The sequence below is a fragment of the Paenibacillus lupini genome (assembly GCF_011761355.1).
Taxonomy (GTDB): Bacteria; Bacillota; Bacilli; order Paenibacillales; family Paenibacillaceae; genus Pristimantibacillus; species Pristimantibacillus lupini.
In genome coordinates this window covers 23,679-36,248 of record NZ_JAASRW010000011.1, presented here as the reverse complement: position 1 = coordinate 36,248, position 12,570 = coordinate 23,679, and the positions used below count along the sequence as shown (strand labels likewise).

Sequence of the window (12,570 nt, the reverse complement as noted above, 5' to 3'; positions counted from 1 at the left end):
GGTACTCTTGTTTGTTAGATCAAGCTCATCTTATCGCGGCGTCCAGGGGACTTGCGCTTCTCGATGAGTCGGTTCACTGCGTCGATATAAGCACGTGCGCTTGCTTCAAGAATGTCTGTGCTAAGGCCGCGGCCTTGAGCAGACACTTCATCCTGCTTCAAGACGACATGCACTTCACCTTGCGCATCCTTGCCTTGCGATACGGACTTGATGGAATAATCCTCAAGCTCAACCGCTTCTGCCGTTACTTTATCAATCGCATTGTAGATTGCATCTACTGAACCATTGCCGATTGCAACTTCCTCGCGCGTCTCGCCTTCTGCTACGCGGATGCGAACAGATGCGCTAGGCGTCGATTGGTTGCCGTAGCTCACTTGAATCGCCTCAAGCGTAAATACTTCAGGCGTATCGATGAGCTTCTCTTCCAAGAAGGCACGGATATCTTCATCCGTTACATGCTTCTTACGGTCAGCCAAATCCTTGAACTTCGCGAAAGCTGCGTTAACCGCTTCTTCATCCAGTTCATAGCCAAGGTCGATCAGCTTCTCGCGGAATGCAGCACGACCGGAATGCTTGCCAAGAACAAGCTTCGAATCACGAAGACCAATCGTATCCGGAGAAATAATCTCGTAAGTTGTTTTCTCCTTCAGCATACCGTCTTGGTGAATACCGGATTCATGCGCAAATGCGTTCGCACCAACAATCGCTTTGTTGCCAGGGATAACCATACCGGTCAGCTTGCTCACAAGACGGCTTGTTTTTGCAATTTCCTTCAAGTTCAATGTCGTCTTCGCATCAAAGTAATCGAAACGAGTCTCGAGCGCCAGCGCAATTTCCTCAAGTGCTGTGTTACCTGCACGTTCACCAATACCATTGATCGTACCTTCGATCTGGTCGGCGCCGTTCAGAATTGCAGCGAGGGCGTTAGCTGTTGCCATACCAAGATCGTCATGGCAATGTGCGCTCAGCTGAATTTTTTCGATATTTGGTACGTTTTCTTTCACTGTCTTGAAGATGTTGCCGTATTCAAGCGGATTCAAGTAACCAACGGTATCCGGAAGATTCACGACAGATGCACCTGCGCGAATCGCCATTTCTGTCATTTGGCAGACGAAATCAAGCTCGGTGCGTCCTGCATCTTCAAGCGAGAATTCGATCTTGCTGAAATACTTCTTCGCGTAAAGGATCGCGCGTTCAGCCGTTTCCAGCACCTGCTCCTTCTCCATCCGCAGCTTATGCTTGCGGTGAATCGGACTAGTAGCAAGAAACACGTGAATAGATGGATCCTGCGCGCCTTTCAGCGCTTCACGTACCGCGTCGATGTCCTGTTCGCGGGAGCGTGACAAGCCAATAATCGTAGCATTCTTAACTGCGCTCGCAACCGCATTAACTGCCGCGAGGTCACCTGGGGAAGCCGCAGGGAAACCAGCTTCAATCCGGTCTACTCCGAGTTTCTCAAGCTGCAGCGCGATCTCAACCTTCTCTTTTGTGTTCAGGTTAACACCGGGAGACTGCTCTCCATCACGAAGCGTCGTGTCAAAAATATAAATTTTTCGCATTTGTGCCTTACACCTCCGAGAACAGAATCATCCCGGACCACTCAGAGCGCGTGCCGGATAGGTTGGAACCTAACCTACTCGCACTCCGGCGAACCGGGATAACATCTTTTTATATGCGGGTTATGATCTTATTACTTTTTGATCCAGTGCATCAGTTCGCGCAGCTGTTTACCAGTTTGCTCGATTGGGTGAGCAGCCTCGTTACGACGAGTAGCTGTCAGCATAGCACGGTTCGATTGGTTCTCAAGAATGAAGTCGCGAGCGAAGCGGCCGGATTGGATGTCTTCCAGAACGCGTTTCATTTCTTTTTTCGTTTCTTCAGTAACAATACGTGGACCAGTTACATAGTCGCCGTATTCAGCTGTGTTGGAGATCGAGTCACGCATTGTAGCCAGACCGCCTTCATACATCAGGTCAACGATCAGCTTCAGCTCGTGCAAGCACTCGAAGTAAGCCATTTCTGGAGCGTAGCCAGCTTCAACCAAAGTTTCGAAACCTGCTTTAACGAGCGCGGAAGCGCCGCCGCACAGTACAGCTTGCTCACCGAACAAGTCAGTTTCTGTTTCTTCTTTGAAGGAAGTTTCGATAACGCCTGCACGAGTACAGCCGATACCTTTTGCATAAGCAAGACCAATTGCTTTCGCGTTGCCGGAAGCATCTTGGTGGATAGCGATCAGACCAGGAACGCCGAAGCCCTCTTGGTATGTACGGCGAACCATATGACCAGGGGATTTAGGAGCTACCAGGAATACGTCTGTATCTCTGCTAGGCACGATTTGACCGTAGTGAATGTTGAAGCCGTGGGAGAACATCAAAGCCGCGCCTTTTTTCAGGTTTGGTTCGATTTCTTCTGCATATACTTTCGCTTGGGTTTCGTCAGGGAGCAAAATTTGAACAACGTCAGCAACTTTAGTAGCTTCAGCTACAGTCAACACTTCGAAACCGTCTTTTGCTGCAACGTCTGCGGATTTACCCGGACGAAGGCCGATAACAACTTTCAGGCCGCTGTCGCGAAGATTTTGCGCTTGCGCATGGCCTTGGCTGCCGTAACCGATAACTGCGATTGTTTTACCTTGAAGTACGCCTTGATCTGCGTCTTTTTCATAATACAATGTAACTGCCATTTTAATGATTGCCTCCTTTAATTTAACCCTTTTGAACGGGTGTTTAAGCAGAGAAAATCTCAAACTTATTTCGGAAAGTTCTCCCCTTAAACTCCCGTTCAAAACGGGATATAGCTTATTATAAATGGTATTGCATATGTTATTAACGTGCGTTACCGCGGTTAAGTGCTGTTACGCCAGTACGCGAAAGCTCACGGATGCCGTAAGGTTTAAGAAGTTCTACCATTGCATCGATTTTCTCTGTATCGCCGATAACTTGAACGATAAGTGAATGAGTGCCAATATCAACTACTGCAGCACGGAAAGTATCTACTACGCCAAGAATTTCTGGACGAGCAGCAGGCTCTGCACTTACTTTAATAAGCGCAAGCTCGCGGGATACCATTGGATTCGAGCTGAGGTCGATAACTTTAATAACGTCGATCAGCTTGTACAACTGCTTTGTAACTTGCTCGAGCGTATGGTCATCGCCAGAAGTGACGATAACCATACGGGACAAGCCCTGCTCTTCGCTTGCACCTACTGTAATGCTCTCAATATTGAAGCCGCGGCGTCCAAACAGGCCGGAAACACGCTGCAGAACGCCGGGCTGATCGTTAACGATTACTGCGATCGTGTGCTTTTTCATTCTGCATCCCCCATGATCATCTGGTCGATTGTGCTGCCCTGTGCAACCATTGGATACACATTCTCGTCTCTGCGAACGACAAATTCTACTACTGCAGGTCCTGGATGATTCATTGCCTCTTCCCATACTGCTTTTGCTTCATCTTTGTTCGAAGCACGGAAGCCTTTAACACCGTAAGCTTCTGCAAGCTTAACGAAGTCCGGGCTGCCTGCAAGATCGATATGGCTGAAGCGGTTCTCGTGAATCAGTTCTTGCCATTGACGAACCATGCCAAGCACTTGGTTGTTCAGAATAACAACCTTAACCGGAATATTGTTGATTGCACAAATCGCAAGTTCCTGTGCACACATTTGCATGCCGCCGTCACCATTGATCGATACAACGACACGATCCGGGTTAGCCATTTGAGCACCAATCGCGGATGGGAAACCAAAGCCCATTGTACCAAGACCGCCGGAAGTTACCCAAGAGCGTGGTTTGTTAAATTTATAATATTGCGCAGCCCACATTTGATGCTGGCCTACGTCAGTTGTAACAATTGCGTCGCCGTTTGTTGTTTCATGGATCATTTCAACAACCCATTGCGGCTTCAGCTCAACATCCGAATCTTTGTAGCTGAACGGATATTGCGCTTTCGATGCTTGAATCTGCTCACGCCAAGCGTCTGCTTTGTCGGCCCGTTTCGCCAGTTGGTTAACCTGCTGCAGAACCGTTTTCACATCACCTACGATAGGGATATCAGTAGGAACGTTCTTGCCGATCTCTGCCGGATCAATATCGATATGAACGATCTTCGCAAGTGGCGCAAAGCCGGCCAGCTTGCCCGTCACGCGGTCATCGAAACGCGCGCCGATATTAATGAGAAGATCCGCTTTTTGAATGGAAGTATTGGCCGTGTACGTACCGTGCATACCTGGCATGCCAAGCCACAGATCATTACCGCTTGGGAAGCCCCCAAGACCAAGTAAAGTTGTTGTGATTGGAATTTCCGTCTTTGTTGCAAACTCCAGCATTTCTTCATGTGCCCCGGAGTATACAACACCGCCGCCTGCAAGAATCAGTGGACGCTCCGACTCTTCGATCGCTTTGATCAATTTGTCGACTTGCAGTTTGTTAGGTGATACCGTCGGGTTGTAGCCGCGGATGCTAACTTCCGTCACCGGCTTGAACAATGTTTTCTTAGCCGAAATATCCTTCGGAATATCGATCAGGACTGGACCCTTACGGCCAGTATTGGCGATATGGAAGGCTTCATGGATAATGCGAGGAAGATCCTCAACATCACGCACCATGTAGCTGTGTTTCGTAATAGGCATTGTAATACCTGTAATGTCAGCCTCTTGGAAAGCATCGGTGCCGATCAGGGACGAAATAACATTACCTGTAATAACAACGAGTGGTACAGAATCCATATAAGCGGTCGCAATCCCCGTTACGAGGTTAGTTGCACCTGGACCGGATGTGGCGATACATACGCCGACCTTGCCGCTAGCACGGGCATAGCCGTCTGCTGCATGAATTGCGCCTTGCTCATGCCGTGTGAGCACATGGTTGAAATCGGAGAATCCGTGCATTGCATCGTAGATATAAAGGACGGCACCGCCCGGATAACCAAATACGCAATCGACGCCTTCCAGCACCAAACTACGGAGTAATATTTCGGAACCGGAAATTACTTCAGGTTTTCTCATCCGTTCCATAACTTCTTCTTTTGACTTCAGCGTTGCACTTTGCGTGACCATTAGTCATCCTCCTCTCGAAAACAACAAAAAAACCTCTCGTTCCTCCAGCTTCAATAATTGAAGCCTGAGGGACGAAAGGTTATATCTTCCGTGGTACCACCCAAATTCGTTATACATCTTGCGATGCATAACCTCCATAAGGTAATGAACGTGTGCGCACAGTACGCCCATACCTTTGACACAATAACGCGTGTCTTGCGATTTTCCCTAATAACCAACATTTGACGATGTTGCTTTTCAGGAAAACAGCTCCGAGGTGAGCTCGTAGAAAAGGGGTTTTGGCGATGGTTGCAGCTGATCCATCCGCTCTCTGAGCAAAAGAGCCCTTAACACTTCGTCCTCATCATTGCCGATAACATATGCTTGGATAAGATTTTCTTTATTATATGCCTTGGTTACCTATTCGTCAAGCTAAACTGCCTAACAATTGCAAAAAATAGTGAGGCGCATAATCTGCCTGCTATTCATAGTATAACTTAGCCCATATTCGGCAATTTCATTCGGTCAGGACGGATCGCTGATGATACGAGCACGTAATCCAAAAACGGATGACACGGAAATTTTCCGCCTCATCCAAGCCGAGCTTATTCCGATGTCTCATACCGCCCATCCCTTAGATGCCCAAACGATGCGAGAACTCCCCATACGATTCCGGCGGGGAGTCACCTATGTAGCCGCAGAAGGAAAAACAAGCAAGCCCTATGGCTTTATTCGATTTGAAATCACAGGCGAAATCCTGTATCTCGATATGCTTGTCGTTCACCCGGATCACCGGAACCGGCAATGGGGCAGAAAGCTCCTGCTCGCGGCTGAAGCTTACGGTACAACCCATAACTGCAGAGTCTCCAGACTATTCGTGGATGATATTAATACCAAAGCGAGAAATCTGTACAGCCGCCTTGGCTATCAAGCGATCCAGTATTATCCGGAACTCCGCTGTTATGAGATGATTAAACCTCTAGCTTCCTTGCCTTATTACTAATTAATAAAAATTGCCGCCGCCGTATCCTCCGCCGTAGCCACCACCATAGCCGCCGTCGTATCCTCCGCCGCCGCCATAGCCTCCACCGTAGCCACCACCGAAACCACCGCCGCCGCATCCGCCGCAGCCAAAGCTGCCGCATCCACAGCCACCACCACCGCCGCTCCAGAGTCCGATGGCAAGCAGTTCAAACAATACCAATGGCAATATCGCTTTTGTTTTAACTACTTTCCCCTTATCTTTCTTCAGAGGTGCCAGTACGAGCTTGTTTTGCCGCAGTTCCACCAGCTTGCCTGTAACGACAGATCCATCTTTGCGAACCGCATAGATTTTTTTGCCGACCAGCTTCCGTGCTTGTTCTTTGGAAACTTTGCTCATGTTTGTATCCCTCCCTTCCCGTTGTTCTTTAGTTTATTCAACGGATACTAAAGCTGCCTGTTTGTTTGTCCTTGGAGGTTATTTGCAGGCTCTTCCTATTTGGAGTCAACTGATAGATTACTATTAATAGATATAAAAAAAGGACGTTCCCTCCGATCGGAAGGAACGTCCTTTTAAAGATATATAAATGCTGCTTAACGTGCTAGACGTAGAACAGCAGCTTCGATTCGGCAGGCTCAAGCTCCACCAGATGTTCCGCCGTCCCAGGTTTCAGGCTGAAGGACTCACCACTCCATAGATCGCGTACCGTCAGTCCCTTTGTTCCATCAATGCCAACGCGGGATAAATCAATCGTTTTCGACTTCCCATTCCCTGCATCGAAATTAAAGACCGCAACCCAGGTGCCGCCATCGCCAGACAGCGAGTACAAGTCCTCACCGCCGGTGCCGCTTCTGCCTTCTGCTGGACGGAAGGTTTCTCCACGTCTTGCAAGGGACATTACTTCCTTGTTTGTCATCCATGCTTTAGCGCGGGCCGCCGCTTCTTCCATACGATAATCATCTCCGAGCAGCAGCGACGTGCCTGCTATGACACCAGAGTTCAAACGGCTTCTGCCTTCATGGGCAGAAGTTGCTTCCTGATTATAGCTTTTGAATAATACAATATGATCCGGATCATTAAAGCGGTACAAATTGTCGCTGATCCACCAGCCGTATGTTAGCGCATTTAACATATATTCCGTATCGCTGATCATCCCAAAGGCGTCACAAGAGACACGTCTGCTATGCGCATAGCCATGCGGGAACAGTGGTGCAATCGACAGGTTGATCAGAAACGGACGGCCGATTCGCTCTGGGCTTAGTGCTTCCGCAATAGCCGCCATACCGTAATTGTACGCCTGGATACCCGTACGGAACGAAGGATCGTAATGTTCCCCCTCCATCGCACCATGTGCCAAAAAGTCCATTTTCAAATAGTCAAAGCCGTCAGCAACGACTTCATCAAGCTTGCGCATAATACGGGCAATCGCTTCTGGGTGCGTCGGATCTATCGGCATGGCGCCATCCAGCCTCGGCAGCGGTCTGCCTGCAGCATCCTTCAGCAGAATATCCCGGTACATGACCGAACCATCTGTTCCTTCAACCGGCGTATCCGGGTCTTTCCCCCAGAACGCAAACGGCGTATAGTACGTTCCCGGCTTCTGGCCGTTTGCCTTTACCCGGCGAACGGCATCCTCAAGCTCCCCTTCCTTTAAATTGGTCGAGAAAGCATCGAAGTTAACGTACAGGCTGTCTTCCTGATCCGCAAAGCCATTCTCTTGAAGCTCCTTCGCGAAAAAATCAGATGTATGTGTATAGACTTCATAATCAAGCTTCGCCATAACAGCAGACCAGCTGTTCCAGCCCATTGGTACACCGCCAAACCAAGGCAGCGCAGGCTGTATAACTGTATTTGCTTTGCCGTAGGCTTCCATACCTTCACGGTAATCGCTGTAAGCGCCTACAAATATCGTCGAAGATACAATTGATGTTCCCCTCATCGAGCCGTGCGGCACAGTATCACGAGTCTGCAGATCAGAGGCACCGGCCAATACCCGCAGACGTCCAATTGCTTCAGAGAAAGTGCCTTCCACGTCAATCGCCGTTTTCCACGTATCATGGGTTACTGATCCAATAACAAAGCCCCGTCTAGAATATGCTCGGTAGATCGCAGTCACCTCGTAGCTGCGCACACTGCCCGGATTAGCCTGGGAGCCGAACCGTACCCACTTGTCATTATCAAAAGGAATAAACAGAGAGCGGATTTCTTCCTTCGAACCGTCGCCAAAATCAAGTATGCCATCATCATTCAGGTAAGCTGCGAGCGGAGTTAATTCATTCGTCTCCCACTCTTGCGTATCTTCCGCTTCCAGCTCAATCAAGGCGTAAGGCAGGTTCTTATACAAGCGAATCTGCTGCTTAAGCGTCGGCTTACCCGGCTCCGCATGCTCAAAGCTGAATCGAAGACCTTCACCGAAGCCATCCTCAATCGATTGAACCGCTGCTTCAGGAACAGTATGCGAGCCGTAATAGGTTGAACGAACGACAGCTCCACCAACACGAGCTTCAGCGAACAGGCCTGTCATCATCTGACCGTCTTTCCAGGCGAGCTCCAGAGTACCGTCTTCCGTATTTGCTGTCACCTTAAGAATGCCGTTATCCGCCGTAAACGTCCCGGATACTTGCTCCAACTTGAATTGTCCCAAATCCGTCGTCATGATTGATCCGCTCCCATTCTATTATTGGTTCAAATTCTATTCTACGCTTTTATAGCTTGCTATGTAAGGGAAAAAGCCAGCTCCGCTGGCCCTCCCCTGCTCTCATTTCTTCCGACAATATTAATTCCAAAGTTGTTTTCGGGCAGCATAATTGCTAGAGTATACGGCTTCAACTTTGTCGTCGCCTGCGCCCTTCATATCAGACAGCATTTTATCAAAAATCGAGCTGGCTTCATCGGCCGAAGGTGCCATAATCGCTTTCGTGATTGCCTGTTTCATAATGTCGCTAATCTTCTGTTCGCTCAGCGCTTCCGGTGTACCGCCCTGTGGGCTCAAGCCATCATAAATGGCTGTATCAAACACTGTATCGGACAAGTTTTTGATCGCCATCTGGTCGACCGGTGCACGCTCGTAACGACCTGGAAGATCATAAGGTGTGCCGTCAGTACCCGGACCATTCTTAATAAACCAGGTCCATTTGCGAATACCAGTTTCTTTCGTATATGCAGCCCAATCGTCTTTGAAAGCTTGCAGTGTTTCCGGACGCGGCACATGCTTGCCGTCCTTCATATCCCAATGCGTGCCTTCGATGCCCCACATAAGCAGGTATTGACCTTCTTCGCTTGCAAGGAAGTTAATGAATTGCATCGTACGTTCTGGATTTTTGTTCTTCTTCGTAATAGCAATCGCATCCCAGCCGAGTGAGCTGCGGCCGCCATACGTCGTCTTCGCAGGGTCTACGCCATCTGCCACAACTTTATAGGCAAACAGCTGTGACTCTTCACCTTTATCCTTTTTGAGGATGGTGTTGGAGTTGCCCAGGTCCCAATAAGCGCCTGTTGAAGAGAAGATCGTGCCTGTTGCGATTTTTTGCTCCCATACTTGGCGTTTGTTAATCGCCCATTCTTTGTCCATCAGACCGGAGCGGTACAAGTCGTTCATGTACAAAATCATATCTTTGTACTTTGGATCCTTCACGTCATATTGCAGCTTGTCGTCATGCTCGTAATAGCCATTCAGACCAAACATTCCTTTGAAGGTGCCAAGCGTACCTCCCCAGTTCTCGCCGTCCATCGTCAGAGCGATCGAGTCCTTACCGTCAATTTGCGGATATTTCGCTTTGAAATCGGTCAAGAGCTGCTTGAATTCGCTTTGTGTGAATGGAACTCCGCCTTCCGCTTTATCCGGTGCAAGCTCCTTCACGATATCCTTACGCATGTTGAAGCCGAATACCGGCTCATGCTCTAGACCATACCAGTTGGACAGGTAGTAGTTTTTACCGTCTTTGTAACGTGTTTTGTTCAGCACATCGCCGTACATTTCAGTTACATCTGGACCGTATTGCTTAATCAGATCATCCAGCGGAATGATCGAGCCCGCTTCAATATACTTCGCCACCAGATCACTGGAGCGATCGAACATAATCATATCCGGCAAGTCATCGCTCGCCAGCATCAAGTTCAGCTTTTCCGTCGGATTGCCCGTTGGCTGTTGGATCTCAATCGTTACGCCGGTGCGCTTCGTAATCTCTTTGGCGATGGCGTTATCGAATTTGTCACCTGTGTTTTTGTCAAAGAACGTAATCGTAATTGGATCCGTGCCTGGTTCCTTTGTTTCACTGTTACTTCCCGTTTCGGTATTCGATTTTCCCATGTTGCTTGGTTTATTAGATGAATTGGAAGAACATGCCGATATTACGGAAATCATCATTACAGCTGTAAGCATAGACAGCATCCATTTTTTTGCGTTCATATGAAATCCCCCTAATTCAATAATTGTACGCTAATCATAAAAGCTGTTCGGCCTTCTTATGCCGGGCCGCACCTCCCCATAAGTAATCTGTAATGTCCAGTCGGATTAACTTTTAACTGCGCCTAGTGTCATACCTTTAACGAAATATTTTTGCAGGAACGGATACACCATAATGATAGGAAGCGTTGCGACCATCGTCGCAGCCATCCGGATTGTGTCCGGTGACACCGCCAGACGCTTAGCTGAATTCGCCATAGCCTGTGCATCGCCTACCATAGAGCCCGTTTGATACTGATTTAAAATTTTGACGAGTACAGCCTGCAGCGTTTTCAAATCCGGATTATAGGTAAACACATAAGAGTCAAACCAGGAATTCCAATGGCTGATCGCCGTGAACAAGCCGATTGTTGCGAGTACTGGCGTCGTCAGCGGCAATATAATCCGGAAGAAAATCTGAATGTAATTTGCTCCGTCCATTTTCGCCGATTCATCCAGCTCCTGCGGCAGTCCCTGCATAAAGGTCCGGATGATGATCATATAAAACACATTCATTAAACCCGGCACGATAAACACCATGAAGCTGTCGATCAGATGATAGCTTTTGAGCACCATATAGTAAGGAATTAGTCCGCCGCCAAAATACATCGTAAAGACGAAGTATAACGTCCAGAAGCGGTTTGCGACCAGCTCCTTTTTACTAAGTGCAAATGCCAGCATACTAATCGTGATAACCGCCAGCGGCGTACCGATGACTGTCCGCAGCAGCGTAACCCGGATCGCCATCCAAATCTCGCTGTCGCTCAAAATCTGCGTATAGCTTGCAAGACTAAACTCTCTTGGCCACAGATACAGGTTCCCCCGCAGCGTGTCCTCTGCACTGTTGAGCGAAATAATGAAGACATTCCAGAAAGGATAGAACGTCACTATAAATATCGCAACGATAAATGTGTAAACGGCGGTCATAAAGAGAAAATCTTTTTTGTCTTTCACCATGACGTGTTCTCCTCTTCCGTTTTGTACTAGAACAGCGACTGCTCTTCCGTCTTTTTGGCCATCTGGTTAACGGTGATGACAAGTAGGAATGCCACAACCGATTTGAACAAACCAACTGCAGCACCGTAGGAGAACATCCCGTTCTGCAAGCCGTATTTGTACGTGTACGTATCGATGACTTCCGAGTATTCCATAACCGTATTGTTCTGAAGCAGGTACTGCTGGTCAAAGCCTGCGTTCAATATTCCACCAACCGCGAGAATGGCCAAAATGATAATGGTCGGACGAATAGAAGGAAGCGTAATATGCAGCATTTGCTTCAGACGACTCGCTCCATCGACCTTCGCCACTTCGTACAGCTCGGGGTTAATTGCCGCTATCGCAGCCAGATACATAATGGCATTAAAGCCCATGTCCTTCCAGGCATTCGAGAAGGCGATAATCCACCAGAAAAGATGGCCCTTCTGCATGAACTGGATCGGCTCGTCAACAATATGAAGTCCGGTCAGGATGTTGTTGATGACCCCACCCGATGAAAGCATTGTAATAATGATGTTCGCTGCGATAACCCACGAGATAAAATGCGGCATGTAGGAGACGGTCTGGAATGTTCGCTTGAACCAGCCGTTGCGCAGCTCATTAATCATTAAGGCCAGAATGATCGGCATCGGGAATCCGAACAGCAGCGACAGGAAGCTTTGCGCCAGCGTGTTACGCATAATCCGCACGAAATCGCCGTTAGTGAAGAAGTAATCAAACCACTGCAAGCCAACGAAGTCTGTTGTGAAAAATTGCTTGAAAAACGATCCGCCCCCCGGCTGATAGTTAATGAACGCCATATACAGCCCGAACATCGGCACGTAGGAGAACATCAAGGTCAGGATGATCGCGGGCAGCATAAGTACGTAAAGCAGCTTCTGCTCTTTCAATCTATCAAGCAGTCCACCTCTTTTCCGCTTGACGGTAAGCGCTTGTGGATGCGCTTTCGTTTGTATGTTCATCGTGTTGCCCTCCCATGAATGGATTGCGTTGTCATCGCTTTGTGTCCTTATTATAGGCCGGGCAAAATAGCCGTTCTATAATAAGATCTACCGATTCATGCTCGAAACCCACACACTTCCTTTTGCTCCATTGTTGAATAACGGCATAGCCGTT

General features: G+C 48.5%; 10 protein-coding genes. 1 reads left to right on the top strand and 9 read right to left on the bottom strand.

The genetic code is table 11. The features are described 5' to 3' along the window. Positions 1-14: 14 nt before the first annotated feature. The 4 genes from FHS17_RS27415 to ilvB all read right to left on the bottom strand — a co-directional run bounded on the left by FHS17_RS27415 (position 15) and on the right by ilvB (position 5,053). On the bottom strand, positions 15-1,559 hold the full coding sequence (locus FHS17_RS27415; RefSeq protein WP_167282168.1) for a 2-isopropylmalate synthase: 1,545 nt from the start codon (positions 1,557-1,559) through the stop codon (positions 15-17). Positions 1,560-1,690: 131 nt separating this feature from the next. Beyond that, the gene (gene ilvC, locus FHS17_RS27410) at positions 1,691-2,683 is read right to left on the bottom strand and encodes a ketol-acid reductoisomerase (protein ID WP_167282166.1); all 993 of its coding nucleotides are present in this window, start codon (positions 2,681-2,683) and stop codon (positions 1,691-1,693) included. A 142-nt stretch (positions 2,684-2,825) separates the two neighbouring features. Beyond that, positions 2,826-3,311: an acetolactate synthase small subunit gene (ilvN, locus tag FHS17_RS27405; protein ID WP_167282164.1), complete on the bottom strand. Its 486-nt coding sequence runs from the start codon at positions 3,309-3,311 to the stop codon at positions 2,826-2,828. After that, positions 3,308-5,053 (bottom strand): biosynthetic-type acetolactate synthase large subunit, encoded by a 1,746-nt coding sequence (gene ilvB / locus FHS17_RS27400; protein WP_167282162.1) that lies wholly within the window; start codon positions 5,051-5,053, stop codon positions 3,308-3,310. Before ilvB ends, ilvN begins: the two co-directional genes overlap by 4 nt. Positions 5,054-5,573: 520 nt before the next feature. On the opposite strand from ilvB, the gene FHS17_RS27395 reads away from it, so the two are divergent. Further along, positions 5,574-6,035, top strand: coding sequence for a GNAT family N-acetyltransferase (locus FHS17_RS27395; RefSeq protein ID WP_167282160.1), 462 nt, complete (start codon positions 5,574-5,576; stop codon positions 6,033-6,035). Here the strand turns inward: FHS17_RS27395 and FHS17_RS27390 are convergent, their stop codons facing one another. From FHS17_RS27390 to FHS17_RS27370, 5 genes are all read right to left on the bottom strand, one after another. Continuing rightward, a complete protein-coding gene (locus FHS17_RS27390; protein WP_167282158.1) occupies positions 6,036-6,413 on the bottom strand; it encodes a hypothetical protein in 378 nt (125 codons plus the stop codon). Between the two features lie 202 nt (positions 6,414-6,615). Then, the gene (locus FHS17_RS27385; protein WP_167282156.1) at positions 6,616-8,670 is read right to left on the bottom strand and encodes an alpha-galactosidase; all 2,055 of its coding nucleotides are present in this window, start codon (positions 8,668-8,670) and stop codon (positions 6,616-6,618) included. A 120-nt stretch (positions 8,671-8,790) separates the two neighbouring features. Continuing rightward, on the bottom strand, positions 8,791-10,422 hold the full coding sequence (locus FHS17_RS27380; RefSeq protein ID WP_167282154.1) for an ABC transporter substrate-binding protein: 1,632 nt from the start codon (positions 10,420-10,422) through the stop codon (positions 8,791-8,793). Positions 10,423-10,527: 105 nt separating this feature from the next. Then, complete coding sequence (locus FHS17_RS27375) at positions 10,528-11,415, bottom strand: carbohydrate ABC transporter permease (RefSeq protein ID WP_167282153.1); 888 nt, start codon at positions 11,413-11,415, stop codon at positions 10,528-10,530. A 26-nt stretch (positions 11,416-11,441) separates the two neighbouring features. After that, positions 11,442-12,416 (bottom strand): ABC transporter permease, encoded by a 975-nt coding sequence (locus FHS17_RS27370; RefSeq protein ID WP_167282151.1) that lies wholly within the window; start codon positions 12,414-12,416, stop codon positions 11,442-11,444. Positions 12,417-12,570: the final 154 nt, after the last annotated feature.

What these genes read in the sequence shown, in the direction of transcription:
- FHS17_RS27415 (WP_167282168.1), bottom strand. Translation starts at nt 1,559, where the DNA reads ATGCGAAAAATTTATATTTTTGACACGACGCTTCGTGATGGAGAGCAG.
- ilvC (WP_167282166.1), bottom strand. Translation starts at nt 2,683, where the DNA reads ATGGCAGTTACATTGTATTATGAAAAAGACGCAGATCAAGGCGTACTT.
- ilvN (WP_167282164.1), bottom strand. Translation starts at nt 3,311, where the DNA reads ATGAAAAAGCACACGATCGCAGTAATCGTTAACGATCAGCCCGGCGTT.
- ilvB (WP_167282162.1), bottom strand. Translation starts at nt 5,053, where the DNA reads ATGGTCACGCAAAGTGCAACGCTGAAGTCAAAAGAAGAAGTTATGGAA.
- FHS17_RS27395 (WP_167282160.1), top strand. Translation starts at nt 5,574, where the DNA reads ATGATACGAGCACGTAATCCAAAAACGGATGACACGGAAATTTTCCGC.
- FHS17_RS27390 (WP_167282158.1), bottom strand. Translation starts at nt 6,413, where the DNA reads ATGAGCAAAGTTTCCAAAGAACAAGCACGGAAGCTGGTCGGCAAAAAA.
- FHS17_RS27385 (WP_167282156.1), bottom strand. Translation starts at nt 8,670, where the DNA reads ATGACGACGGATTTGGGACAATTCAAGTTGGAGCAAGTATCCGGGACG.
- FHS17_RS27380 (WP_167282154.1), bottom strand. Translation starts at nt 10,422, where the DNA reads ATGAACGCAAAAAAATGGATGCTGTCTATGCTTACAGCTGTAATGATG.
- FHS17_RS27375 (WP_167282153.1), bottom strand. Translation starts at nt 11,415, where the DNA reads ATGGTGAAAGACAAAAAAGATTTTCTCTTTATGACCGCCGTTTACACA.
- FHS17_RS27370 (WP_167282151.1), bottom strand. Translation starts at nt 12,416, where the DNA reads ATGAACATACAAACGAAAGCGCATCCACAAGCGCTTACCGTCAAGCGG.